The 25,431-nt window shown below is 68.2% G+C and carries 18 protein-coding genes; 2 read left to right on the plus strand and 16 right to left on the minus strand.

Translation table 11 applies throughout. From position 1 onward, the window contains the following. Window positions 1-114 precede the first annotated feature (114 nt). A complete protein-coding gene (locus N4261_RS22330) occupies window positions 115-693 on the minus strand; it encodes a YqgE/AlgH family protein (RefSeq protein WP_261757448.1) in 579 nt (192 codons plus the stop codon). Window positions 694-727: 34 nt separating this feature from the next. Here N4261_RS22330 and N4261_RS22335 point away from each other — a divergent pair, with 34 nt between their 5' ends. Beyond that, window positions 728-2,269, plus strand: coding sequence for a cryptochrome/photolyase family protein (locus tag N4261_RS22335; protein ID WP_261757449.1), 1,542 nt, complete (start codon window positions 728-730; stop codon window positions 2,267-2,269). Window positions 2,270-2,321: 52 nt separating this feature from the next. Here the strand turns inward: N4261_RS22335 and N4261_RS22340 are convergent, their stop codons facing one another. The 15 genes from N4261_RS22340 to N4261_RS22410 form a co-directional block, all read right to left on the minus strand. Beyond that, on the minus strand, window positions 2,322-2,924 hold the full coding sequence (locus N4261_RS22340) for a Csu type fimbrial protein (protein ID WP_261757450.1): 603 nt from the start codon (window positions 2,922-2,924) through the stop codon (window positions 2,322-2,324). Beyond that, a complete protein-coding gene (locus N4261_RS22345) occupies window positions 2,921-5,689 on the minus strand; it encodes a fimbria/pilus outer membrane usher protein (RefSeq protein WP_261757451.1) in 2,769 nt (922 codons plus the stop codon). Before N4261_RS22345 ends, N4261_RS22340 begins: the two co-directional genes overlap by 4 nt. Beyond that, window positions 5,661-6,443, minus strand: a complete 783-nt coding sequence (locus N4261_RS22350) for a fimbrial biogenesis chaperone (RefSeq protein WP_261757452.1) — start codon at window positions 6,441-6,443, stop codon at window positions 5,661-5,663. Before N4261_RS22350 ends, N4261_RS22345 begins: the two co-directional genes overlap by 29 nt. Before the next feature lie 233 nt (window positions 6,444-6,676). Continuing rightward, entirely contained in the window at window positions 6,677-7,195 is a 519-nt protein-coding gene (locus N4261_RS22355) for a Csu type fimbrial protein (RefSeq protein WP_261757453.1), read from the minus strand. Between the two features lie 6 nt (window positions 7,196-7,201). Further along, window positions 7,202-8,086, minus strand: a complete 885-nt coding sequence (locus tag N4261_RS22360) for a response regulator (RefSeq protein WP_261757454.1) — start codon at window positions 8,084-8,086, stop codon at window positions 7,202-7,204. Between the two features lie 201 nt (window positions 8,087-8,287). Beyond that, the gene (locus tag N4261_RS22365; RefSeq protein WP_261757455.1) at window positions 8,288-8,926 is read right to left on the minus strand and encodes a response regulator; all 639 of its coding nucleotides are present in this window, start codon (window positions 8,924-8,926) and stop codon (window positions 8,288-8,290) included. Next, window positions 8,907-10,340, minus strand: coding sequence for a CHASE3 domain-containing protein (locus N4261_RS22370; RefSeq protein ID WP_261757456.1), 1,434 nt, complete (start codon window positions 10,338-10,340; stop codon window positions 8,907-8,909). Before N4261_RS22370 ends, N4261_RS22365 begins: the two co-directional genes overlap by 20 nt. Before the next feature lie 596 nt (window positions 10,341-10,936). Then, window positions 10,937-11,941: an alpha/beta hydrolase family protein gene (locus N4261_RS22375; protein WP_261757457.1), complete on the minus strand. Its 1,005-nt coding sequence runs from the start codon at window positions 11,939-11,941 to the stop codon at window positions 10,937-10,939. Window positions 11,942-12,098: 157 nt separating this feature from the next. Then, the gene (locus N4261_RS22380; protein WP_261757458.1) at window positions 12,099-13,139 is read right to left on the minus strand and encodes a GGDEF domain-containing protein; all 1,041 of its coding nucleotides are present in this window, start codon (window positions 13,137-13,139) and stop codon (window positions 12,099-12,101) included. Window positions 13,140-13,202: 63 nt separating this feature from the next. After that, entirely contained in the window at window positions 13,203-20,087 is a 6,885-nt protein-coding gene (locus tag N4261_RS22385) for a hybrid sensor histidine kinase/response regulator (protein ID WP_261757459.1), read from the minus strand. Between the two features lie 75 nt (window positions 20,088-20,162). Then, window positions 20,163-22,427 carry a methyl-accepting chemotaxis protein gene (locus N4261_RS22390; RefSeq protein ID WP_261757460.1) on the minus strand — a complete coding sequence of 755 codons (2,265 nt, stop codon included), beginning with the start codon at window positions 22,425-22,427 and terminating at the stop codon, window positions 20,163-20,165. A 49-nt stretch (window positions 22,428-22,476) separates the two neighbouring features. Then, window positions 22,477-22,995 carry a chemotaxis protein CheW gene (locus tag N4261_RS22395; RefSeq protein WP_261757461.1) on the minus strand — a complete coding sequence of 173 codons (519 nt, stop codon included), beginning with the start codon at window positions 22,993-22,995 and terminating at the stop codon, window positions 22,477-22,479. A gap of 4 nt (window positions 22,996-22,999) precedes the next feature. Then, window positions 23,000-23,365 (minus strand): response regulator, encoded by a 366-nt coding sequence (locus tag N4261_RS22400; protein WP_261757462.1) that lies wholly within the window; start codon window positions 23,363-23,365, stop codon window positions 23,000-23,002. A gap of 124 nt (window positions 23,366-23,489) precedes the next feature. Further along, the gene (locus N4261_RS22405) at window positions 23,490-23,873 is read right to left on the minus strand and encodes a response regulator (RefSeq protein ID WP_261757463.1); all 384 of its coding nucleotides are present in this window, start codon (window positions 23,871-23,873) and stop codon (window positions 23,490-23,492) included. Between the two features lie 140 nt (window positions 23,874-24,013). Then, window positions 24,014-24,205, minus strand: coding sequence for a rubredoxin (locus tag N4261_RS22410; protein ID WP_084452486.1), 192 nt, complete (start codon window positions 24,203-24,205; stop codon window positions 24,014-24,016). A 133-nt stretch (window positions 24,206-24,338) separates the two neighbouring features. Here N4261_RS22410 and thiD point away from each other — a divergent pair, with 133 nt between their 5' ends. Further along, on the plus strand, window positions 24,339-25,310 hold the full coding sequence (gene thiD, locus N4261_RS22415) for a bifunctional hydroxymethylpyrimidine kinase/phosphomethylpyrimidine kinase (RefSeq protein ID WP_354005382.1): 972 nt from the start codon (window positions 24,339-24,341) through the stop codon (window positions 25,308-25,310). Window positions 25,311-25,431 lie beyond the last annotated feature (121 nt).

Consider the following 25,431-nt stretch of genomic DNA (forward strand, 5'->3'; position numbering starts at 1 on the left):
GGGGCAGGAGCGCAGCGACTGGGGGGTTCAAGTCCGCCCGCCGCCGGGCCGCCCCAAGGCGGGCAGCGCCCCTCGGGGGCAGGAGCGCAGCGACTGGGGGGCTCAAGTCCTTCTTCATGCGTGGCCGGCCTCTTGGCTGAGCATGCGGGGATCGATGCCGAGCAAGGCCAGGGCCTTCTCGTACCGTTCCTCGATCGGGGTCTCGAAGATGATGTCCGGCGCCGCATCCACGGTGATCCAGCCGTTGCGACCGATCTCCTCTTCCAACTGCCCCGCAGCCCAGCCGCTGTAGCCCAGGGTGACCAGCACCCGCTTCGGGCCGGCGCCGCTGGACAGCGCTTCCAGCACATCCCGGCTGGTGGTCATCTCCAGCCCGCCGGGCACGGCCAGGGTGGCGTTGTAGTGATTGCCCTGCTCATCCAGCGGCTCATGCAGCACGAAACCGCGCTCGGTCTGGACCGGGCCGCCGAAGAACACCGGACGGGCCGCCATGGCCTCGTCGGACAGCTCCAGTTCGACCTTCTCGAACAGGTTGCCCAGGGTCAGCGAGATCGGCTTGTTGATCACCAGACCCAGCGCACCCTTCTCGTTGTGCTCGCAGAGATAGATGACAGAACCGGCAAAGGCCTCATCCACCATGCCGGGCATGGCGATCAGGAACTGGTTGGTGAGGTCGATGCGTTCCTTGGACATGGCGCGGATTCTATTTCACCGACACTTGCCCTCCATGACGACTTCTCCTCCCACCGACGCGGAAACCGCCCTGGTCTGGTTCCGCCGCGACCTGCGCGTCGACGACCATGCCGCCCTCTTCCATGCGCTGAAGCGCCACCGCCGCGTGTTCTGTGCCTTCGTGCTGGACACCGACATCCTCGACCCCCTGCCCCGCGCCGACCGCCGCGTGGCCTTCATCCTCGAGGCGCTGCAGGTGCTGGACGACGACCTGGGCGCCCTGGCCGCCGGTGCGGGCCTGATCGTCCGCCACGGCCCCGCACGGACCGAAATCCCCACCCTGGCCGCCGCCCTAGGCGCCGGTGCCCTCTATTTCAACCATGACGACGAACCGGATGCGCTGCGCCGCGACGCCGAGGTCGGGGACACGCTGCGCGCCCGCGGCTTGCAGGTGAACAGCTTCAAAGACCATGTCGTCTTCGAGCGCTCCGAGGTGTTGACCGCGGTCGGCAAGCCGTATGGCGTGTTCACGCCCTACAAGAACGCCTGGCTGCGGCAGGTCAACCCGTTCTTCCTCAGCAACTATCCGGTCGCCCGCTATGCCGACCGGCTGGCCCGCTTGCCGGACGCGCTGAACGCGTTCCGGCCCACCGGACCGGGCCGGGTGACCGCCGATTTCGCACCGACACCCGGCCGACGTGTGCCCACCGAGTCGGACATCGGTTTCGAGCCGGTCGAACTGCCGACCCTGCTGGCCGAGGGCAGCCGCGGGGCGCAGCGCCTGTTCGACGACTTCCTGCGACGCATCGACCACTATGCCGACCGCCGGGACTTTCCCGCCGAGAAGGGCCCGAGCTACCTGAGCACCCATCTGCGCTTCGGGACGATCTCGATCCGGCAACTGGCACGCGAGGCCTGGGCCCGGGCGCAGGCCGGCGATCCGGGGTCGGCGACCTGGCTGTCCGAACTGATCTGGCGCGATTTCTACCACCAGGTGCTGCATCACCATCCCCGGGTGGTGAGCCACGCCTTCCGACCGGAGTACGACCGGATCGCCTGGGCCAGCGGCCCGCAGGCGGATGCCGAGTTCGAGGCCTGGTGCCAGGGCCGCACCGGCTATCCGCTGGTGGATGCGGCGATGCTGCAGCTCAACCGCACCGGCTACATGCACAACCGGCTGCGCATGGTCACGGCCAGCTTCCTGATCAAGGACCTGGGCATCGACTGGCGCCGCGGCGAGGCCTACTTTGCCCAGCAACTGCTCGATTTCGATCTGGCGGCCAACAACGGCGGCTGGCAATGGGCGGCCTCCAGCGGCTGCGACGCGCAGCCCTACTTCCGGATCTTCAATCCGGTGAACCAGAGCGAGAAGTTCGATCCGGAAGGCGCCTTCATCAAACGCTACCTGCCGCAACTGTCGCGCCTGCCGCCGAAGCTCATTCACGCCCCCTGGCTTGCACGTCCGGCGGAACTGCAGGCCTGCGGGGTGGGCCTGGGCCGGGACTATCCCCTCCCGATCGTGCGCCATGAGACGGCCCGCATGGCCACCATGGACCGCTATGCGGTGGTGAAGGATCGCGGGATTCCCGACGCCTGAGCCGTCGGCCAGGCTCGCGGCTCGAGGCTCACGCGTCGCGCGTCGCGCGTCGCTACAAATAGGTCACGGTGACGGTGACGCTGTCGGTGTAGACCCCGGGGGCGGCGGTGAGCTGCCGCCCGGGAATCCGACCATAGACGGTGTAGGACAGGCCGGGCGACAGACCCAGCAGATCCAGCGTCAGCGAGCCGGACACCAGCACCGTGGACGCATTGCCGTCGCCCCAGACCGAGGTGTAGGCGGCATTCGAATAGAGGTTGTAGCTCAGCTGATAGGTGCTGAAGGCCAGCCGCCGATTCGAGGCACTGGTGCCGCCGCCCTTGCCCAGTTCGATGGTGAAGGGAATCAACAGCCCCGCCACGCCACTGCACTTGACCGTCACCGAGCCGGTGGTGTCGGTGTTGCCGAACGCCAGCGGGTTGTAATTGCCGAACAGCAGATTGGTGGTGGTGGCGGTGCAACTGCAAACCGCCGGCAGACACAGCGCCTGCGCCGCCGAGGCGCCGACCACCAGCGCCGCGCCGACCAGGAGTCGTCGCCCATCGAGACGCCCATCGAGTCGCCAGCCGGGACGCCTGCCCGGGGGGATCGGCACCCCACGTGGCGGTCTTCCCTCCGCCTCCGGAGCGATGAGAAGGGAGGGGGAACGCATCATGTCGTCTCCTTGAAAACGGCCGCGACCGGCAGCGCGACGGGCGGTATGGGTACGGGTACGGGTGCGGGTGCGGGTGCGGGTGCGGGTGAATGCGTGGGCGCTGACGCAGAAACGAAGATCGTGGACGGTTTCCACTGCAATGGCGATAACCGTGTCGTCCGCGTGCTCAGCGATGGCACCGATGTCATCGAAGTCGTCGGTCGCTTCATATTTGGCAAGGGTGCCGGCGCAGGTGGCGGTGGCGGTGGCGGTGGCGGTGGCGGTGGCGGTGCAGGTGCAGGTGCAGGTGCAGGTGCGGATGCGGGTGCGGGTGCGGGTGCGGGTGCAGGTGCAGGTGCCGGCGTCCGCGTCGCGCTGAGGCAGATCCGCGTTCCCAGGTCCGGCAGCTCGATCACATCGCGCGGCAGGGTCACGGTGATCCGGCAGGACCCATCGGCCCCTCGCGCCTCGATGTGATTGACCTCGCCGGCGCCGCCGACCAGGCCGGTGATGAAGGCCTTGCCCTCCATGCCCACCGGGAAGCTGCGGCTGGCACCCACCACCTGGAGCTCCGTGCCGGGCGGCAGCGGCTCGCCTTGTTCGTCGACCACGCGGAAGGTCGCCGTCAGGCTGTGCTGGATCGGGAAGCGGATCAAGGCCGCGCTGCGGGCCGCGGGGGTGACTTGCAGCTCCAGGGTCTCGATCTCGGCATCCAGCGGCAGATCGTCCGCCACCACGCCGACCCGGTTGACCTGATAGCCCCGCAGCGCCGGCAGGAAGGCCCGGCCTTGCGCATCGGTGCGACCCACGAGCTGGTTGTCGTGCATGACACCCACACCGGGCTGGTCGCCGACCTGCACCACGGCGAACCCGCCGTCGATGCGCCGGCTGGCATAGACGTCGCCCGCCATCCAAGCGAGCCCGCCCGAGGCGCCCGCACGCACATCGGTGCGACCGGAGAGCCGCGCCACGCCCCCGTTGAGCGCCACCCGGTTGTTCTGCCATTGCGCCTGTGCCTGCTGACGCCCGCCGGACTCCGCCAGCAGCTGATAGCCCAGTCCGGCGCCTACCGGGGGGTTGTCCTGCAACTGCGTCTGCCACACATCGCGCGAGGTCTGCCCGCCGCCCCGTTGACCCTGCCAGGCGGACGACAGGCTGCGGTGGTCGTCCAGCAGCAGGCTCCAGAAGACCGACATCGCGGTGCCGCCTCCGCCCCCCACCTTCAGCGCGGACAGCCCCACATAGCCCCAGCGCCCCAGCGGCCTGCCGGCATTGAAGGACCACAGCCGGGACGACGGCAGCGTGGGCTGCCCCGCCACCAGCGCACGCTGCGGCGAGCCCTGGTGCACCACGCCCAGGCCCAGCCCCCATTGCTTCCATTGGGTGCCCACGGAAGCCGACACGCTCCATCGCGGCGACACCGGCTGACCCAGCTGAACAAAACCGCGACTGGCCCGCCGCAGTTGCATGCCGCCGCTCCAGTCCATGCCCTGACGCTCCAGCCCGACCGCAGCCAACCAGCCCCGTCGAGCGGCAGGATCGTCGCTGCGGCTGGCCACGCCAGACAGATTCACCGTGCCGAGATCGCGCACCAGCCACAGTCCCGAGGCGCCGACGGCTTGCTGCGTGCGACTGAGCTCGCTGCGCCACTCCTGGGTGAAGCGATCGGTCACACCCTGCCGCCAAGTGCCCAGGCCGACCGCGCGCCCGTATCGGTTGCTGTCCAGGCCGTAGTTCTGCCGCAGCCAGCCCAGCTCGACGCTGTGCGCCACCAGCCCCGGCTTGAGCAGCGACGGACTGATGTAGTAGGGCTGGGTGACCACCTGCTCGCGGCCCAGCAGGTCCCGCACCACGGTGCGGATCTCTCCCTGGCCGGTGACCAGCGGCAGGTCGGTGATGTCGAACGGCCCGGACTGCACCCGGCCCTGCAGGCGCTGGCTGTTGTTGACGAACACATCCACCGTCGACGGCAGCGCCGCCTCGCCCTTGAGCGTGGGCAGCGGGAAACTCAGGAAGCCCGGCCGCAAGGAGAAATCAGTGCTCCATTGCAGCCCGCCCAGACGCATCGCCCGGCCCCAGGTGCCGGGCTGGGAAATGCTGTCGCCCAGGCGCAGGCTGGTCAGGTGTTCGGGCCGGTCCATCGTCCAACGGGTGTCCAGCCGCACCCAGCCGCCATCGCTGCGATAGAGCTGCTGATGCTGCACATCGCCGGCCGGGGTCAGTCCGCCGAATTCCATCAGCCCGTCGAAGGTGCCCTGCCCGCCCAGACGCCGCTGCCACTGCAGGTCGTAATTGGCGAACAGGCCAAGCTGCGATGGCAGCGTCACCCGCGTGACCGCACGCGCCAGTTCCAGTTGCTGATCGGAAAACGCCTGCGGCGGCGCATTGATCACCAGGGTCTGGCTGAGCTCCTCGATCTCCCAGCGCAGCACCTCGGCCGGACCGTCGCCCAGGATCATGTGCAACTCGCCGTCGATCATCCGGGGCGCGCGCGCGGGCGGACGGAACTTGAGCTCCTCCCACAGGGCCTGCGGCATCGCGAGGCCTTCGGGCAGGCGCACCGCGCGCACCGTCTGCGGCTGTGCCACGCCGTTGATGCGCAGCCCCAGCAACAAGGTCTCGCCGAAGCGCGGCGGCTGCGCAGCGGCGCGCTCGGCGGCGAGACGCTCCAGCGCGCGCTGAAGCGCCTCGGGCGTCGAGGGGGGCGCGCTCTGGGCTGCGGCCGCCCAGGGGACGGTCAGCAGCCACAGGCCGATCTCACTTCTCCGAGTTGCCCAGCGCCACATGCTGCAGCCCTTGGTCGGTCAGGACCTGAAGACTGCTGGGCGGACTGGCCGGCGTCTGCAGCCGGAAGGTGCGTTGCTCGCCGGGGAAGATCACGCTCTGGGCGCCCTGCACCGCCAGGACCTTGGTGTCACCGCCATTGCCGGCCAGGCGCAGTTCCGCCACCTTGAGGTGCACATTGCCGCTGTTGGTGACAGTGGCCACCGTCTCGCCGTTGGCCGCGCGCTGCACCTGCCAGGCTTCGGCGCGCCGCACGGTGTTGGGCGCCACATAGACCGGCACCCGCAGCGCCACCAGCACCCGCACCGCGCCGGTGACCCGCGTGCCGTCATTGGCGCGCGGCACCGGCACCTCGCGCAGCACCATGCGGTAGGTGGCCTCGTTCTCGAGGTCGGGCCGTCGCCTCAGGCCCACCCGCAGCACCTGCACCTGGCCGGGCTGCAGGGTGAAGATCGGCGGATTCACCAGCAGCTCGTTGGTCGGTGCGTCCACGTCCTGACCGTTCTGCCGCGTCCAGGCGATGCCCTCGGCCTGCATGGTCACCGACTCGGTGCCGTTGTTCTGCACCTGCACCGTGGCCCGGTCGTTCAGCCGATCCAGCCGCACATTGACCGGCATGATGCTCACATCGGCCGCACGGGCCGGCGTGCCGACACCCCAGGCCACAACCGCCAGCAACGCCGCGACGACCCGATGAAGCAGGGGCAGACGGGGACCGGTCGGCTTCTCCAGCAACCGGGACGGCTTGGGGGCCATGGCGCATCGCACGCGCCACCGCAGGTTGGCGTGACGAGCGAGGGCGCCGATCGCGCGGTGTGCCGCGTGACGGCCGACGCCCTTCACTGCGGCGAGTACGGTGCGGCCGATCGCCACGGCCAAGGGCCACGGGCCCGGAGACCCTCTCGATGCCTGGTTCGTCGTCATCATGCGCTCCCTGTTGTTGAACGTCGGTGCCGCTGGCGGCGGACGATCCCGTCGACGTTCGCGCTTCAATAACTCACCGTGACCGTCACCGTGTCGGTGTAGAGGCCTGGCACCGCGCCGGTCAGGCTGGGCAGGTTGCCGTAGATCGTCAAGGTCTGGACACCGCCGGTGCCGGTGCCGCTGTAGACCGAGCTGCCGGCGGTGCCGTCACCCCACAACGTGGTGAGGCCGGCATTGAGATAGAGCTGATAGCCGATCGTGTAGGCGCCGTTCTTCAGCACCCGCCCGGCGAAATTGGATCCGCCGCCGGTGTTGGTGCCGGCATTCAGCGCGACGCTGTACGGGGTGGCGGCGGTGCACTGCACCGTCAGGCTGGTGCTGGACGCCACCGCCCCGCCACCCACCGGATTGATCGTGCTGCCGAAGTTCAGCGTGTTGCCATTGACCGAACACGCGCTGACCACCGTGGTGCTGGCGTTCATCGTGTTGCTGGCCGTGCCGGCGCTCGCCGACGGCGCCGCCACAACCATGACCATGACCACGACCACGCCCGTGGTCAGCAGCAGCGCGGCGGCCCGGGCCATGCGTGTTCAGTGCACCACCGCACTGCCCTGCGCGGGCAGGCGGGTGCCATGCGCCCGTGATTCGGCCAGCGTGAGCAGGCCGCGGGCGGAGATGGCATCGCGCGGATAGAGCGCCATGCCGGTGTCGAAATGCAGATGCAGCGACTGATCCCCCAGCAGGAACGGCGCATCCAGCGCCTCATGCAGGCACCCGGCCACCTCGTCCGCCTGGGCGGCCGACGTCACCCGGCTGACCACCAGCGCGAACTGCTCGTCCGCATGGCGTGCGAGCAGATCCGCCGCGCCGGTGCTCTGACCCAGGCGTCGGCCGATGTCGACCAACAGCGGCGCGGTGGCCGCCAGGCCGTTGGACTGCACCAGCGATTCGAGTCCGCGCAGCACCACCACGCTCACCGCCAGCAGTTGCGGCTCGGCCATCGTCATGCGCAGCACCTGATCCAGCCGCTCCAGCAGCGCGACCTGACCGAGCAGCCCGGTCGTCGGATCGCGCAGCAGCGACGACACCCGGGTCTGGCGACCGCTGGCGCGCTCGCTCTGCAGCAGTTCGTCGAGGTCGGCGAACAGGCTCTCCAGCCCGCTGCCCTTGTTGTAGTAGCCATCGGCGCCCGCCTGCATGCAGAGGTCGCGATAGGCGTCGAGATCGTGGTGACTGAGCATCAGGATGCGGCCGCTGAAGCCGCGCGCCCTGAGCTGCCGCAGCACGTCCAGGCCGGAGCCGACGGCCAGCGTGATGTCCAGCAGCACGGTCTGGGGCTGCAGCCAGTCCACCAGCGCCACCGCCTGAGGCGCCGAATCCGCTTCGCCGACGACGCGGGTGCCGGGCAGGGTTTCGAGCCGGCGGGCCAGCAGGCGGCGGATCGCCACCGAGTCCTCAACGAGGAAGATGTCCATGAGACGGTACTCCGTGCGCCGGCATCGACGCGATGCGACGGCATGACACGGATCTTGGCCCCTGCGCCCTGAACCGGTCAGCAGCGCCCCACCCAAGGCCTTGTCGGGCTGGCTCTGCATGATCGGTCGGTGAATCACCTACACGCTCCCTCATCCATGATCTCGCCCCTTGGTTGAGTCACTGCCCGGCGGCCGGGCCGCCTAATCCACGTCGGTCAGCCCGTGCTGCACGCAGTATTTGGTGAGCTCGGTGTTGTTGCGCCAGCCGGTTTTCTCGAGGATGCGCGCCCGGTAGGTGCCCACCGTCTTCGCCGACAGGTGCATGGTTTCCGCAATTTCCGCCGGCGTCTTGCCGGCAGCGATCAGCAGCATCACCCGATGCTCCTGGGCCGAGAGCTGTTCATGCGGCAGTTGCTGCGGGGTGTGGCCGCTGAGCAGGCCCAGCAGATGGTCGGCCATGGCGGCGGTGACATAGCGACCGCCCTGCAGCAGTCGCTGCAACGCCAGCACCAGCTCGTCGCTGGCCTTGTCCTTGGGCAGATAGCCGGACACGCCCATCTGCAGCAGCCGTGCGGCATAGGCAGATTCGGCATTGAGGCTCAGCACCAGCACCGGCACGCCCTTGAGCGCGCGCAGCATGCGGTTGGCGCCTTCGGTGCCACTGGCATCGGGCAGCGACAGGTCCAGCACCAGGGCGTCCGGCTTGTTGGCCTGGCCGAGTTGAAGGGCCTCCGCGATGGTGGAGGCTTCATCGATCTGCGCTTGGGGCCACTGGTTCTGGATCAGTTGCTTCACGCCCAGTCGCATGATCGGATGGTCATCAACGATCAGAAACCTCATCCCAGCCCTCCTCTTTTTCGATGCCGGCATGCGCCAGCCCCGTGGATGTGTCATCGGTGTCGCCCGGCTGCAGCGGCACCGAGACGTCAATCCGCGTGCCCCCTTGCGGCGCGGGACCGAAGTCCATCCGCCCGCCGGCCAGCACCGCGCGCTCCCGCATGTTACGCAGCCCCGAGGCATCGACCCGCACCGGGCCGGGGCCGATGCCGTCGTCCTCGATGCGCAGCCGGTACTCGCCCTCTTCCAGGCGCGATTCGATGGTCAGGTGCTGCGCCTGCGCATGCCTGAGCACATTGGTCGCCGCCTCCTGCAGCAGTCGGAACAGCTGATTGTGCTGCTCGCTGCTCAGTCGCTCGTCCGACGCCAGGTCGACGACGACGACCAGGCCGCTCTGCCGCTCCAGTCCCTGCACGTAATGCTGCACCGCCGCGGCAAAGCCGAAGTCGTCCAGCAGGGGCGGCCGCAGGCTGGAGGCGATCCGCCGCGCCGCGCCGATGACCTCGTCGGCAATGGTGAGCATTTCATCGAGCAGCGCTTCCTTGGCCGGTGCCATCTTGCGCCCCAGCGACAGCACCAGCATCTTGCCCGCCGTGCCGAGTTGACCGAGCTGGTCGTGCACCTCGCGAGCCAGGCGGCGACGCTCGGCCTCGACGCTGCGGTCGAGCTCGGCGGCGAAGCTCTGTATGCGGTCCAGGGCGCCGGTCAATTCCCGGGTGCGCTCCTGCACCGCCGTTTCCAACTGGGCGTGGCTCTCGCGCAGGGCGCGTTCGGCCACATCGCGGCGCTGGCGCTCCACCCACAGGGCCGCCATGGCAGCGGCCACCATCACGCCGCCGACCAGCGGCAGGATCTGGGCGAGCAACCGGGTGCGTTCCTGCTGCTGCGCCACGGCGCGTTCGATGTCGGTGATGCGCTTTTGCTGAAGCGAATCCAGCCGCTCCATTTCGCCGCGGATCTCGTCCATCAACTGTTTGCCGGCCACCCATCCCTGCAGGTTGCTCAGCGCCGCCTCGCCCAGCCGCCAGCGGCTTTCGATGTTCTGCTCGACCTGCACCCGGCGATCGGCGATGAACACATCCAGCCGTCCGAAGGCCTGGGACTGCGCATCGCCGGTCGCTGCCAGGGTGCGCTTGAGTTCTGCATAACGGCTGTCGAGCTCCCGCACCGCATGTTCGTAGGGGTCGAGAAAGCTGACATCGCCGGTCATCAGGAAGCCGCGTTGACCGGTCTCCAGATCCACCAGCAGGTTGTAGACACGCCCGATCAGCACTTGCGTGCGCAAGGCATCGGCGCGCACATTCTCCTGGCGCGTCAATTCGCCAAGGCTTCGGTACTCGCTGTAAGCCGTGACCACGAAGGCCACGCATCCGGCCAGCAGCAATGCCGCTGCGACCGGGAAGGTCAGCAAGCGCATGTATGACGAGATCTTGCGATCCGCTCGAACCATCCCTCAGGCACCCGCCTTTCCTCGTCCTGTCCTGCCAATCCCTGCACACGATGAAGGCGATGGACGCCGCCTCCGATCCCGGCGTGAAGCGCCGCGACACCCGCTTCAGTAAACGCCGCGCTACCCAAAGGTATCGCGCGGATTCACCCCACGGGGCTGGCGCGGAAGACGCCGCTGCATGTGCACAACTGGTGGGACGGGACGCTGCATGACATCGGCATGGCGCCCACCCGACTGCTTCTCTCGATTCATTCTGCGGTCTGGCCTCTTCGTGCCGTCCGCTCCCCCCAACGCTAGAGGGGCTTGAGAAGAAAAGCAAGCCCGTACCCACATGGGCGACGCGCCCGCGCCAGAGGCCCTCGCGCCATGGCGGACGGCGTCCGGCACAGGGTCAGTCCTTGCGGGGAGGTGCGTCGATGCCGCCATGCAGGGCGACGGTCTGACAAGGCTCGGCAGACGTCGCCGGAATCAGGGGCGACCGGGCATCGTCAAAGCAGACATCGACGGGCGCGCCGCCGCCCACTGACGTTGCATTCAGCAAGCAAGAGAACGCGGTCAGTCGATCACGGGCCCTGCCACCGGGCCAGCAAGGCGGCGTGGCGGGCCCGCCATTCCCGCAGGGGCGCCTCGTCGCCATCGAGCACCCAGCGGAGGTAGGCGAGGCTCAGCTCCCGGGTCGCCCGCTTCACCTGGGGATTGAGGGTCTCGCCGCCGGTGTTCAGGCGGTCGGTGAACATGCTGTGCGAGCCACCGCTGAACATCGCCAGCGCCTTGTGGGGGCCGCCGATCGCATCGAACAATTGCACCCGGTCCTCGGCGCCCGAGTAATAGCCGGGGATGCGGATCTCATCCTGCGTCGCGCTGATATGCAGCGTGGGAATGCCGATCGAGCCGACGATGGGCGTCGGATCGCCTTCGCCGTAGAACGGGGGCGCAGAAATCAGAATGGCCGCCCGAATCCGGGGATCGCGCAGGGCCGTCGGCGCGCCGTCGCCGCCGAAGCGATGGACATCCGCGACCTGGGCACCCGCCAGCAGCAGGCTGGTGTTGGCGCCGTAGGAATGCCCGGCGGCGACGATGCGTTGGGGATCGAGTTGGCCGGCCAGCGGTCCCTTCAGCAGTTGGTCCAGCGCGAAGCGCATGTCCTGGGTTCGGTCGATGGCCTCCTGCGGCTGCGCGGCCTGCTGCAGGCGCAGCACCAGGTTGAGGGAATTGGTCCAGGAGAAACCGCCCTCCCACAGGCGGCGGTCGCTGCCCACATGCTGGACATGCAGGGCCACGAAGCCCTGCGAGGCCCAGTAGCGGCCCAGATAGCTGTAGCCGCGTCGCGTGCCGCCCATGCCATGGGAGAACACGATCACCGGCCAGCCCGCGGCGGGGGCCGCCCCCTGGGGCCAGTACAGCCGGACCGGCACGGCGCGTCCGCGCTGGGGATCGCGCCAGTCGAAGTCCTGCCATTGGTGGGTGCCGTCGTCGGCGGCCTGGATGCCGGGCACCGCCGGCAGATCAGGCTCCAGCGACGGGCTCCGCTGCCCCGCACATCCTGCGAGCACGGCGGCAAACAGCAACGCCGCCCAGCGCCGCGGCCGGCTCGGACCGACGCCTGCGCGGCTGCGTCCAGGCAGGAGGCGCCGGAAGGCATGAATGAGGGAGGGAAAGCGCGCTCGAACCGACTGCGTCATCGTGGGACCACCGATGCCGGAGACATCCGGCCGCACCGCGAGCTTAGAACAGCTCGACGTCGCTGAGGTGGTTGGCTTCAGACATGCGACCCTGGGCGACCAGCGTGGCGTGGCTTTGAACCTGGTTCCGACCCGCGCCCTTGGCGTGGTAGACCGCCTTGTCGGCGCGCTCGAAGGCGCCGGCCGGCGAGTCACCGGCGCGGATCTGGGTGAAGCCGATGCTCACCGTGATGCGGCCCACCTGCGGGAAGGCGTAGTGCTCGGTGTTGTGACGGAAACGCTCGAATGCATGAGCGGCGTCGTCCTCGTCCTCGCAGCGCATCAGCACCACGAACTCCTCACCGCCGAAGCGATAGAGCAGATCGTTGAAGCGGAAACTGCTGCGCATCAGCCGCGACAGCAGCAGCAGCACTTCATCGCCGATCAGATGGCCGAAGCGGTCGTTGATCGACTTGAAGTGGTCGATGTCCAGCACGCCCAGCCAGTAGCGCGGATGCACTTCCGCATGGCGTCGTTCGTCGCCGGCGCCATGGTGCTGCGGACGAAGCGGCAGTTCGGAGACGGCCTTGAGGAAGCTCTCGTCGAAGGTCTTGCGGTTGAGCAGGCCGGTCAGCGTGTCACGCTCGCTGTAGTCCAGCAGACCTTGGAAGTTGTGATAGATCCGCAGCACGCTCGCGATCATGCGCTGTGCCGAGGCCTTGGGCCGATTGGCCGTGTGGACCTCCAGCACGCCGATCACATCGCGCTCGGTCGCCAGCGGGAACATCGTCAGCCACTGCTCGCCATCACGGTCCTGCAGCACGCTGCGTTCGGTGAGGCACTGCAGGCGTCTGGCGTGATCGGCCAGACGCGGCAGCAGGTCGGGATCGACCCACAGCGAATCGGCGGTGGCCACGGTGTCGGTGGCGCGCAACCGGGCGCGGGTCAGCCAGCGTTGCTGACCGGGCTCGCCCACGCAGCGATAAATCGCCACGGACGCGGGGCCGGTGAGCAAATCGCGCAGGGCCGTGACCAGGGTGACGTCCATGACGTCCCGGTCACGAAATCCTGTCAATTCGGCGAGATGCTCAACGACCTCAGACATGTTGCGGCTACGGTCTACCTGCGCCCGAAACGCCGGACGCTGCGACTGGACCGGAAGGCCGGCTCAGTGCTGCGAAGTGTATCGAGCGATGAGTCCCAGCAGGTGGTCTTCGTCGTAAGGCTTGCCCAAATAATCATCAACACCCAATTGCTGCGCATAGTCGCGATGTTTTTGCGCGATGCGAGAGGTGATCATGATCACGGGGAGCGCCGCCAGACGGGTGTCGGCCCGCAGGTTGCGCACCAGGTCGAAGCCGTCCATGCGCGGCATCTCGATGTCGGACAGCACGACGCGCGGCAGCTCGTCGCCCGCCAGTCGTTCCATCGCATCCAGGCCGTCCTTGGCCAGCAGGACCCGATAGCCTTCGCGTTCCAGCAGACGCTGGGTGACGCGACGCACGGTCAGCGAATCGTCCACCACCATCACCAGCGGCGCCAGCGGCACGGCCGAGGCCGCCGCCACCACTTCCTGGCGGGCGGCTGCCACCCGGTCATGCACCCGCTGCTGCGCGGCATGACCATAGCGGTTGGCCAGCGCCACCGGGTTGTAGATGAGCGCCACGTCGCCCGAGGCCAGCAGGCTGATGCCCGCCAGACCCGGCACCTGCATCAGTTGCGGACCCAGGTTCTTGATCACGACTTCCTGGTTGCCCAGGACTTCGTCGACGTGCAGCGCCAGACGCTGCTGAGCGCTGTGCACCAGCACCACCGGCATGGTCTTGCCCTGGGCGGTGCCGCGCTCGCTGTGGTTCATCAGACCGCCGAGCCAGTAGAACGGCAGCTTCTCGCCGGCAGCCGGCAGGACGCCGTCCACATAGGCCTTCTCGACCTGTTCCACAGTCAGACGCTGCACCGACAGCATCAGCGACGCCGGCACGGCGACCTTGCGGTCACCGTAGCGCAGCACCACGACCTGCGTCAGCGCAGTGGTCAGCGGCACGCGCAACTCGAAGCTGGCGCCCTGTCCGGGCGTCGACTCGGTGATGACGTAGCCACCCAGCGTGTTGACCTCGGAGCGGACCACATCCATGCCGACGCCTCGGCCGGCCATTTCGGTCAGCGATTCGGCGGTGGAGAAGCCCGGCTCATAGATCAGCTCCATGAGCTGGGTGTCGGTCAGCGACTGGCCGGCGGTGATCAGGCCCTGGCTCTCGCCGCGGGCGCGGATGCGGGCCAGGTTCAGGCCCGCGCCGTCATCGGCGAAGCGCACCTGGATCTCGCTGCCTTCCTGATGCAGGCTCAGCGTGATGCGGCCGATCGGCGCCTTGTGCACGCTCTGGCGTTGCTGCGGCGTTTCGATGCCGTGCACCACGCTGTTGCGCAGCAAGTGCTCGAAGGCGCCGGTCAGGCGCTCCAGCACGGAACGGTCCAGTTCCACGCTGCCGCCGCGGATCTCCAGTTGGGCCTGCTTGCCGCTTTCGCGGGCGGCCTGCCGCACCACCCGGTGCAGGCGTTCCGCCAGGCTGCTGTCGAACTCCACCATCCGGGTCCGCAGCAGGTCGTCCTGCAGCTCACGCGTCAGTCGCGATTGCGCAGCCAGCTCATCTTCACCGGCGGCCACATTGCGCTGCAGACCGCGCTGCACCGTGGCCACGTCGTTGACCGACTCGGCCAGCATCCGGGTCAGTTCCTGGAAGCGGGTGTAGCGGTCGAACTCCAGCGGGTCGAAGTCCTTGCCGGTGGCATGGACGGCCTCCTGGCGCGCAGCGATGCGGGCTTCCGCCTGCAGTTCCAGCTCGCGGAGCTGGGTACGCAGACGTTCCAGGTTGTCGTCCAGGTCGGACAGCGAGGTCCGCATCTGGCCGAGCTCCGACTCCAGACGGGCGCGTCGGATGCTGACCTCGCCGGACAGCGCGGCCATGCGTTCCAGCAGCACGCCACGCACACGCACTTGCGCGGCAGGCGCGACCGGCGCGCTTTCCATCGGTTGACCCAGATCCGCCACTTCGCTGAAGTGGGCCCAGTCGATGTCGATGTCGGCAGGCGGCGGCACATGGGCCGGCAGTGCGGCCACCGGGGCCGGCACGACGGGTTCGGCCACGGTGTCCAGCACCGGCACGTCGACATCAGGCGTCGGCTCGATCACCTCGGCGACCGCGGCGATCTCGGTGATCTCCACCACGTCGTCCAGTGCCGGAATGTCGGCCACCGGCTGCACGGGTGCAGGCTCGATGACCTCGGTCACCACCGGCGTGTCGAGCAGCACCGGGGCTGCCACGGCGTCGACCGTCTCGGTGACTTCGGGAACCTCAGCCACTTCGCGAACTTCGGGCACGTCGGCCACCGCAGCGGCTTGCGTGATGTCGATGACCTCCGGAACCTCGGCCACCTCGGCGACCTCGATCGCCTCAACCACCGGTTCGTCCGGCACGGTGATGGCGTCGGAGCCTTCGACCGGGACTTCAATGGCTGGCGCCACCGGTGCCGCCGGGATGGGCGCAGGCGCAGGCGCTGCCACAGGTGCGACCACCGGGGCGGCGACCACCGGCGCGGGCGCCGCGACCGGAGCGGCCACAGGTGCGGCCACCGGCGGCGGATTACGCCAGTCGCGTTGCAGCGTGACGAAGGAGTGTTCCAGCGCGTCGGCCGCATCCTGCAACGACATCAGCTGTTCCAGCTGCGCGTTGCCATCGCTCGCCAGACGCTCGATCTGGGACTCCAGCCCGTGGGCCTGTTCGCCAACGCGCATGGCGCCGGCCAGACGAGCGCCGCCCTTGAAGGTGTGCAGCACCCGCATGGAGGCGGCGGCACGTCCGGTGTCCTGGGGCTGTGCGGCCCATTCGCGCAGGCTGGCATGCAGCTCGCGCAGCAGGTCTTCGGCCTCTTCCTCGAAGATCGGCATCAGCTCCGGATCGATCTGATCCGGCAGGCCGAGGTCGAAGTCCTCGTCGGCAGCGGCTTCGGCCGCCGCTTCGAAGGCGGGGAGGCTGGAGGCCGGATGCACCGGCTGGGCGTGGCTGATCGACTGCGACGCGGTCGACACCTCGTCCAGCGACATGGCCAGCAGGCCTTCGTCGCTGTCACCCGAACCGTCGGGCAGCGGTGCGCCCGGTTGGAACAGTTGCAGCTGGGCCAGCAGTTCGGCGTCGACTTCCTTCAGGAAACCGGCGGCGAATTGATGCAGCAGACGGCGAATTTCGTCGGCGCCACGCTGGAACAGCGTCGGATCCGCCACCTCGTGACCCTGGGCACGGCCGAGCGCATGTTCCAGCGCGCGCGACAGTGTCGACAGGTCATCAAAGCCCACCGTCGCCGCACTGCCCGCCAGGCCGTGGGCCAAGGCTTCGGCTTCCGGCGGCAACTGGGATTGCGGCAGCAAGGCCCATTCGGTCAGCTCGACCTGCAGGCGACGCGAACGCTCGTCCGCTTCGTTCAGGAAGATGTTGAACAGCGTGATGCTGATGCGCAGCGGTCCGATGACCTTCACGCCGTCATCGTTCTCTTCGGCCTCGGCCTCGGCATTCGCAGCGTCCAGCGCGGTGCCGCCCACCAGGCTCAGCACCGGCGCGGCCGGTGCGGTCAGGTCAAGATCGGTGGTGGTGAAGCTCAGGTCGACACGTGGCTCGTCGATGAAGGTCGGCGGCTCAGCCGATGCTTCAGCAGCGGCTTCAACCGGCGTGACGATGGGCGTTTCAGCCGGCGTCTTGGGGACGACCGGGGCCGCCGCACTGACCAGCTCTTCGCTCAGATCCAGCGTGAGGTCCACCGAGGCCACAGGCTCCACGGACGCCACAGGCGCTGCGGGTTCCGCAGCCTCCGGCGTGAGATCCAGACCGGACAGATCCAGCAGGTCGACCGTCGGCTCGTCGATCTGCGCGGGCAGCTCGGCAATGTCGCCCAGCGGCATCGGCTCGGTCGCCTCGACTTCCACGATGGCGACGTCATCCGGCCAACCGGCAGGCATCTCCAGCGACTCGGTCACTTCGGCGATCTCGGCCGTCAGCGGCAGATCCAGCGTCTGGTCCAACGTGAACGGCTCACCATCCAACGACGGAACGCCTTGGGCACTGTCAATGCCCAATGGGGGCAGGTCCAGCGCCGCATCCAGCGGCGCAACGGCCTGGGTCAGCTCGGGCACGGCCGGTGCGTCGGGGGCGAAGTCCAGCGACAGCGCATCGGTCGACGGCGTGTCGTCCAGCGACGGCAGCGTCAGCGGCGGCAGCTCGTTTGTGGACAGCGCCTGCACAGCGGCCGGCGCGGGCACCGCAGCGGGCGCGGACAGCACCTCGATCGGCGCCGGCACATCGGCCAGCGTCGGGATGTCGACCATCTCCGGCACTTCGATGAGTTCCGGAAGTTCGGCCATCTCGGCGACTTCAACGATCTCGGGCACCGAGACCGCTTCGACGACGTCAGGTGCGGCCAGCACCGGCGCGACGACCGCCGCCGGGGCGACCGGTGCGGGTGCTGCCACCGGCGCAGGTGCCGGTGCCGGTGCAGACGCAGCAGCGGCCGCGGTCGCATCCTTCAGCGACAGGTAGCGGTTGTTCAGGCGCAGCGAATCGGCCGCAGCGCGGATCGGTGCGCTGTGATAGCCGTGCGGACGCTTGTCGCCAATGGCGGTGGCCCAGGCGTGGAAGGCATCGAGCGCCTCGTTGCTGAAGCGCAGCAGGTCGGCGTCGGCCTGCGGATGCTCCGACAGGCGGTGGTTGTACAGCTGTTCGCAGGCCCATCCGGCTTCGCCGAATTCATTCAGGCCGACCATCCGCGAGCTGCCCTTGAGGGTGTGGAACGCACGGCGGACCGTGGTCAGTTCCTCGCGGTTGGCGCTGTCGCGGGCCAGCACGGCCATGGCCGCACGGGCGGTGTCGACGACCTCGGCTGCTTCTTCCAGGAAGATGCCCAGCATTTCCTCGTCGATCGCCTCTTCCGCTTGCGGAATCGGGGCCGATGGCGGCGGTGCGGGCGGCAGCACGGGGGCGGCGGCTTCGATGAACTGCTGCAGCGACTGGGCGGCATCGGTGCCGACCGCATCGGCATCCGGACCCGCGGACAGCAGCTGTTGCTGCGCCTGCTGGGCGGCTTGCGCCAAACCGATTTCGTCGTTGGCGCGCGCCTCCTGGGAGATGCGTTCCAGGTCGCGGGCCAGATCCTGCGCGGAGCGGTCCCCCTGGGCGACGGCTTGGGCCGTGGCTTGCAGTTGATCGATCAGCTGCGGCGCCGGAGCTTCCGCCACCGGGGCCTCCTCGTGGGTCGGCTGTTCGCTTTCGCGGCCGACCAGCGATTGCAGCATGCCGGTCTCGTCGTCGAAGCGGAACATCCGCTTGGCGAGCTGCGGCTGGACGCTGACCATGTCGATCAGGAAGCCCAGGGCGCCGAGGTTGTTGGCCAGGCGATCGAACTGGGCACGCGGACCGGGCAGCGACGGATCGACTTCGGTCTGGGCCAGCTCATCGACCTGATCGCGCATGCGCAACGCCGCCTGAGCGCCTTGCGACAGGCCCAGGACGCTGAACACGCCGCGCATGGCCTGCAGTTGGCCCGGCACCGGGATCAGCAGGTCGCGCTTGGTCGGGTCACGGAAGTATTCATCGCACTGGCGCTCGACCTCGGACAGGCTGGCGCGCAGTTCATGCACGACCGATCCCAGCGTCTGGCGATCGGCCACGCGGCGATAGAGCTCCTCCATCCAGGTTTCCAGCGGCTCAGGCGCTTCGCCATGACCCACGGATTCGATGCGGCGGGCCAGGCTCTTGACGCGCTCGGCCTGCTCGGGCTGGTCGAAGGCTTCGTCCTCCAGTGCCGCTTCCAGATAGAGCATCGCGGTGGCGATTTCCATCGCCAGCGTCGGCTCCGGCGCACGGCCGGAACGCAGCGTGGTCACGACGGCGCGGCGCAGGGTGTCACCCAGCACCTCACCGCTCGGGAAGAGCTTGGTCAGCGACTCCGCCACGCCGGCGAACTGTTCGTCCAGCCCGCCCAGGCGATGGGTTTCGCCTTCCGCGGCGGAGCCCCAGGATTCCTTGGCGGTGGCGACACGGCGCTTGGCGTTCTGCACCCAGGTCGGGTCGATGCGACCCAGCGCATCGTCGCGGTAATCGACGACCGCGGTCTCGACCAGGCCGAAGGCGCGCTGCACCGCTTCCAGGCGCGGCGAGGTGCCGGGCTCGGGATGCTTCGCAGCCGCGGAGAAGAACAGCAGGTCCTTGGCCAGACGCTCGGACGGCGCCGCATCGCTGCCGGCGCGCAGTTGCGCCAGCAGGCGCGAGCCCAAGCGCTTGACCAGGGTGTCCACCGGCAGCAGGCCGCGGGATTGGGCCTCGAACTGGCCCGACGCCAGCATCCACAGGGTGCGGGCGTGGGGTTGCGTTTGTGTGAGGGCCAGGCCGGCGCAGAGGTCGCTCAGCAGCTGTCCCTGGCCGGGGGCCGGGGAGCGCATCTGCTTGAGCAGCAGCGCCTCGAACGGCGCCCGCATCTGCTCAGGCGTGAGCGCGCGCACCGCCGGATCGACCGGCAGGTCGCGCCAGCGGAATTCCTGCGTCCACAGGTCGGCCGGGTGGATGCGGCCCGCGCCGTTGAGTTCCTGCAGGGCCTGATACGCCGGGAACAGCGCCAGCGAACTGGGCTGGCCACCGGCCAGCGTCTTGGCGATGAACGCCAGGACGGCAAAGTCGGCCCGTTCGACCGCTTCGACCTCGGCGACCGACACGGTCGCGGGGGCTTCGGCCAGTCGGAACAGCGTCGCCTCGGCGGCGCGCAGCAGCTGGGCGGCGGCCGGCAGGCTCACCACCGACAGCACGCCGGCAGCCTGGTGCATCTGTTGGGCTGCTCCCTGCAGCGCGGGGCTGGGCTGGCCTTCGCCGCCCAGGGTGGTGGCGCGCGCATCTGTATCGCGCAGCACCCGGCGCAGGGCCTTGTGCACCGATTCCAGCGTGCGGCGCAGTTCCTCCTGGACCCAGGCCAAAGGGCTCAGGTCGGCAGGGAACTCGGATTCGCGCGAAAGGTCCATGCTCGCTCTTTGTTGTCTTTATCGCGGTGTATCGCGGGGTGAACTCGCGGGGTGAACGCTTGGGCGTCCAACCGATCAGGAGACCTTGAACCGGGCCACCGACTGCTTCAGCGCTTCGGCGGAGCGGGACAGCTCATGCACCATCTGCGCCGTCGAACGGGTACCTTCGGAAGTCTGCTCGGTCACCGCAAAAATGTGCTGAATGTTGGCGCCGACCTCGTTGGCCGCACGCGCTTCGTTCTGCGCGACGGACGAAATCTGCACGATCAGGTCGTCCAGGCGACGAGACACCGAGTCAATGTCTTCCAGCGCACGACCGGCCGCATCGGACAGCTTGGTACCTTCCACCACACCCAGCGTGGAACGTTCCATGGCGGCCACCGCATCATGGGTGTCGGTCTGAATGGTCTTGACCAGCGCGGCGATTCGACGGGTCGCATCGGCGGAGCGTTCCGCCAGACGCTGCACTTCTTCCGCCACCACCGAGAAGCCGCGACCGGCTTCACCGGCGGACGCCGCCTGGATCGCCGCGTTCAGCGCCAGCACGTTGGTCTGCTCGGTAATGTCGGAAATCAGCTCGGTGATCTCGCCAATTTCCTGCGACGACTCGCCCAGACGCTTGATGCGCTTGGAGGTTTCCTGAATGTGGTCGCGGATCTGGTTCATACCGCCGATGGTGTTCTGCATCGCCTCCAGACCCAGCTCAGCGGCCTGCCGGGATTGGCGGGCCACGTCGGCGGTCTGTTGCGCCTGTGCGGACACATCGTTGATTCGGTGCGCCATCTGCAGCACCGCTTCGCCGGTGGCGCGGATCTCGTGCAGCTGTTCGGTCGATGCGGCCAGCAGCTCGGTGGACGTCTGGTCGACCTGCGCGGTCGTGTCGGTCACCCGCACCGCCGTGGTCTGCACCTGGTGCACCAGCGAACGCAGCTCTTCCACGGTGTAGTTCACCGAGTCGGCGATCGCGCCGGTGATGTCTTCCGTCACCGTTGCCTGGTGGGTCAGGTCACCCTCCGCCACCGTCTGCAGTTCGTTCATCAGTCGCAGAATGGCGGCCTGGTTGGCGTCGTTGACGCGCTTGGCCTCCTGCTCCTGCGCCTCGGCCTCGCGACGCTGTTCTTCAGCGAGCTGGGCACGACGGGCCTGGTCGTTCACGTAGAGCTTCAGGAAGCCCAGCGCGCCGATGATCAGCATCGCCAGCGACGCCACCATGCCGATCAGCAGGGCCGGGTTCAGGCCGCCGGCGGATTCCAGGCCCTGCGACAGTTCGTCCAGGTCCTTACGCAGCACTTCGCTGTCGTTCAGGATGGAGGTCTGCGCTTCCCGCGAGGCCACCAGGCCCTGCAGGTTGGACAGGATGGCGGTGGCCTGGGTACGGGTCTGGTCGTACTGGGTCAGCAGCACCTTCAGACGCTCACGCACCTGTGCATCCTTGGCGCCGGCCAGTCGCAGCTCGGGGTTGCCGTTGAGCAAGGCCTGGGCGATTTCGCGGAAGGCATTCAAGTCCTTGCCCAGCAGGAACACCGCCTCGGGGCTCACGCCGTCCTGGGTCAGGAATTCGTTGGCGGACTTGCCGATACGCTGGGTCAGCATCACCAGCTGACCGACCGCAGCCACTTCGCCGGTCGGCGCCGAGCTCTGGATCGACAGCGACGCCACCGCTTCCGCGCTTTCCAGCAGGTCGGACGATTGGCGATTGATGGCGCGCAGCGCGGAGCCGACCTGGGTCAACACCTTTTCCTGCGCCAGCATCACCTTGGTGTTCTTGTCGGCGCGCTCGACCATCGGAGCGATCTTCTCGAGCAGAGGCTGCACCGACGACGGACCCTGGCTCAGCGCGCCGTTGCCGTCGCGCAGGCTGCTGATCACGCCGGTCAGCACTTCCGCGCTTTCCTTCATTTCAGGGAAGGCGTTCTTGTTGCCCAGCAGGGCGGTCGAGACCGCCTTGGCCAGTCGCTGCGACTGCATGGCCGCCTGACCCGCGCCGCGCACCTGGGCGGCGGACTGGTTCGAATTGATCAGGCTCCAGGTCACGAAGGACGTGGTGCCGATCAGACCGGCCACGACCAACATGGTGAACAGGCCCTGACGACGCGGCTGCGGCGGCTGCACCGTCGGCATCGTCTTGGGCGCGTCGGGGGCGCTGGCGGTCGGCTGGAAGCCGTTGCCGGTGTCCTGGAATTCGGGCGTGGGCTGCGCCGTCGTGATGATCGAGGGCTGGAAGTCCTGCGTGTCCTCGGCGGACACGGCCGCTTCCGTGTTGGGGCCGGCGTCGTCGATATCGACGACCGCCTTGCCCTCGTTCTTGCCCTTGTTCTTGATTTTGTCCAGGAAGCTCATCTCACCCTCGTTTGGTCGTTCGGCCTGGGACGGGACCGCCGTCTGGCTCTCAGTTCAAAACAATGCGCAGGAACTGGGGATGCTGCGTCAGCGCATCCAGATCCAGCACCTGCCAACGCCGGCCTTGCCCGTCGCGCATGCGCATGGGAGCAAATTCCGGGTGGCCGGCCACATCGGGCTCGGCCTGGATCTGTTCATCACCGCGCAGCCCCAGCAGCTGGTCCACCAGCAGCGCGCAGTTGATCCCCAGATCCGGGTTGATCGACACCAGCCGGTGGGCGGGCGTCAGGGCGGTGGGTCCGCGCAGGCCGAGAAAGGCCGCCAGGTCCACCACCGTGTGCAAACCGCCCCGCAGATTGGCCACACCCAGCAACCAGGGCTGGGTGTAGGGCACGCTCTGCAGCGGGACGGGCGTGAAGATCTCACCCGATTGCTTCAGCGGAAGCAACAGACCGAGGCCGGCGCATTCCACCGCCAGCCAGCTGGCGGCCTGCGGCGCCTCGCGGGCGGCCTGCATGCGCTGCGCCAGGCGTTGTTGAAGATCCCGCAGCGCTTGCTTGTTGGCCATGACGTCAGCCCAGCGCCTTGATCTTGGCGATCAGTTCGTCCGCCTTGACCGGCTTGACGACGTAATCGCGGGCGCCCTGGCGCATGCCCCAGACGCGATCGGTTTCCTGGTTCTTGCTGGTGCAGATGATCACCGGCACGTCGGCATAGCGCTCGTCGCGGGTGATGGCACGGGTCAGCTGGAAGCCGTTCTGGCCCGGCATCACCACATCCATCAGGATGAGGTCGGGCTTTTCTTCTTCCAGACGCTTCATGGCTTCTTCGCCGTTTTCCGCAGTGCGCACGGCATAACCGCGTTTGCTGAGCAGGTCGCTGAGGTGATGAAGCTCGGTCTTCGAGTCATCAACCAGCAGAATCTTTTGGATGGACATGGGTACTCCCTGGTAGCGCGGTTCGTACTGACGAAACCGCGGCGGCCTTTCGCCGGGGGTGAGATTGGCAGTAACTGCGGGTGATCGGACACCGCGACTTCGCGGTGGTGTGACTTATTCGGCTTCAGGCCTCGCGGCGATGTTGTTGAACCGCCTGCAACAGCTGGTCCTTGGTGAACGGCTTGGTCAGATAGTCCTGCGAACCCACCATCCGGCCCCGCGCCTTGTCGAACAAGCCGTCCTTGGACGACAGCATGATCACCGGCACGGCCGAGAACTGCGGGTTGCGCTTGATGATGGCGCAGGTTTGGTAACCGTCCAGCCGCGGCATGAGGATGTCGCAGAACACCAGGTCGGGCTGATAGTCGCTCAGCTTGGCGAGGGCGTCGAAGCCGTCTTCGGCCAGCACCACCTCATGGCCGCCCTGCTTCAGGAAGATCTCGGCGCTGCGGCGGATGGTGTTGCTGTCGTCGATGACCAGGACTTTGGTGGCCGTCTTGGATTCCAAGCTGTACTCCGTATTCTTCAAGCCCTGGTTGTCAGGGTTGTGGCGATTCGATGTCGGTTCCGCCGGCCGGATGTCACCCCGCCGCCCTGCGGCGGCCGCATCCCGGCCCGCCCGGGCAAGCCCGGTTCAGCCGCCGACGATCAGATCTGGACCATTTCGAAATCTTCCTTGCGGGCGCCGCATTCTGGACAGGTCCAGTTCATGTCGACGTCCTCCCAACGCGTACCGGCGGCGATGCCGTGTTCGGGATCTCCCGCGGCCTCGTCATAAATCCAGCCGCAGATCAGGCACATCCAGGTCCTTGCTTCGCTCACGATGGGTTGACTTTGCATCACTACAATGATCGAAAGATTGTAGCCATCCCCCCTGGGTTCCCCGGTGGGCAGAAGTACCGATGAAACAACAGTTAAAACCGGTCCTTCGTCACATTCCGCGCATCAGTTCACGGCTTTCCGCCGTCCATCCATGAGCCGTCAAGACCAAGCCTCCCCCGATGCGTCGCCCGCCGTGGACGACCAGGAATCGCCGCCGCCGGCCTGCGTGATGAGCTTCAACGCGAGCGATCCCAGCGGCGCCGGCGGCAGCGCCGGCGACGTGGCGACCATCGCCGCGATGGGCGCCCACGCCCTGCCGGTGATCACCGCCATCCTCATGCGCGACACCGCCGAGGTGTTCGACCACCACACCCTGGACGGCGACTGCATCGTCGAGCAGGCCCGCTCCATCCTCGAGGATGTCCCGGTCGCCGCCTGGAAGGTCGGCTTCCTGGGCAGCGCAGAGGGCATCGCCTCGGTGGCGGAGGTGCTGTCGGATTATCCCGACGTGCCGCTGGTCGCCTACCTGCCCAGCATTTCCTGGCTGGACGAGGAGCAGCAGCAAAGTTACCTGGACGCCTTCCGGGAGCTGGTGCTGCCGCAGACGCTGGTGCTGGTGGGCAACCACAAGACGCTGTGCGACTGCCTGCTGCCCGACTGGGACGCCGACCGCCCCGCCTCCCCGCGTGAACTCGCGGTGGCCGCCCACCAGCACGGCGCCGCGCATGTGCTGGTGACCGGCATCGGCCTGCCCAACCAGTATCTGGACAATGTGCTGGCCGGCCCTCAGGGCGCCATCACCGGCGAGAAGTTCGAGCGCTTCGAAGCGACCTTCGTCGGCGCCGGCGACACCCTGTCCGCGGCCCTGGCGGCCTTGCTGTCGGTCGGGTCCGAACCGCACGATGCGGTGGGCGAGGCGCTGGCCTTCCTGGATCAGTCGCTGGAGGCGGGCTTCCGCCCCGGCATGGGCAATGTGGTCCCCGACCGCTTCTTCTGGGCGCTGCCGCCCGGCGAGGAAGGCGAGGAGGAAGGTGCCGAAGGCGCCGAGCCCAAGCCGGTCGGACCGACCGAGGAGCTGTCGATGGATGAACCGCCCAGCCGCGGCCCGCGCCGCATCCACTGAAGCCCGAACGACCTGTCATTGATCCTCGGGGCCGTCCGCCTGCGGTGGCCGGACCGGGGAGCAGCCTTCCGGCGCCCGGGTGCTGCCGCGCCTCGTCCGGCGCGAGCCCCGCCGCCCCGTC

Origin of the sequence: Roseateles amylovorans, assembly GCF_025398155.2 — a bacterium.
Lineage (GTDB): Bacteria > Pseudomonadota > Gammaproteobacteria > Burkholderiales > Burkholderiaceae_C > Roseateles > Roseateles amylovorans.

Coding starts and splice junctions, on each gene's coding strand:
- N4261_RS22330 (WP_261757448.1), bottom strand. CDS start 693: ATGTCCAAGGAACGCATCGACCTCACCAACCAGTTCCTGATCGCCATG.
- N4261_RS22335 (WP_261757449.1), top strand. CDS start 728: ATGACGACTTCTCCTCCCACCGACGCGGAAACCGCCCTGGTCTGGTTC.
- N4261_RS22340 (WP_261757450.1), bottom strand. CDS start 2,924: ATGATGCGTTCCCCCTCCCTTCTCATCGCTCCGGAGGCGGAGGGAAGA.
- N4261_RS22345 (WP_261757451.1), bottom strand. CDS start 5,689: ATGTGGCGCTGGGCAACTCGGAGAAGTGAGATCGGCCTGTGGCTGCTG.
- N4261_RS22350 (WP_261757452.1), bottom strand. CDS start 6,443: ATGGCCCCCAAGCCGTCCCGGTTGCTGGAGAAGCCGACCGGTCCCCGT.
- N4261_RS22355 (WP_261757453.1), bottom strand. CDS start 7,195: ATGGCCCGGGCCGCCGCGCTGCTGCTGACCACGGGCGTGGTCGTGGTC.
- N4261_RS22360 (WP_261757454.1), bottom strand. CDS start 8,086: ATGGACATCTTCCTCGTTGAGGACTCGGTGGCGATCCGCCGCCTGCTG.
- N4261_RS22365 (WP_261757455.1), bottom strand. CDS start 8,926: ATGAGGTTTCTGATCGTTGATGACCATCCGATCATGCGACTGGGCGTG.
- N4261_RS22370 (WP_261757456.1), bottom strand. CDS start 10,340: ATGCGCTTGCTGACCTTCCCGGTCGCAGCGGCATTGCTGCTGGCCGGA.
- N4261_RS22380 (WP_261757458.1), bottom strand. CDS start 13,139: ATGTCTGAGGTCGTTGAGCATCTCGCCGAATTGACAGGATTTCGTGAC.
- N4261_RS22385 (WP_261757459.1), bottom strand. CDS start 20,087: ATGGACCTTTCGCGCGAATCCGAGTTCCCTGCCGACCTGAGCCCTTTG.
- N4261_RS22390 (WP_261757460.1), bottom strand. CDS start 22,427: ATGAGCTTCCTGGACAAAATCAAGAACAAGGGCAAGAACGAGGGCAAG.
- N4261_RS22395 (WP_261757461.1), bottom strand. CDS start 22,995: ATGGCCAACAAGCAAGCGCTGCGGGATCTTCAACAACGCCTGGCGCAG.
- N4261_RS22400 (WP_261757462.1), bottom strand. CDS start 23,365: ATGTCCATCCAAAAGATTCTGCTGGTTGATGACTCGAAGACCGAGCTT.
- N4261_RS22410 (WP_084452486.1), bottom strand. CDS start 24,205: ATGCAAAGTCAACCCATCGTGAGCGAAGCAAGGACCTGGATGTGCCTG.
- thiD (WP_354005382.1), top strand. CDS start 24,339: ATGAGCCGTCAAGACCAAGCCTCCCCCGATGCGTCGCCCGCCGTGGAC.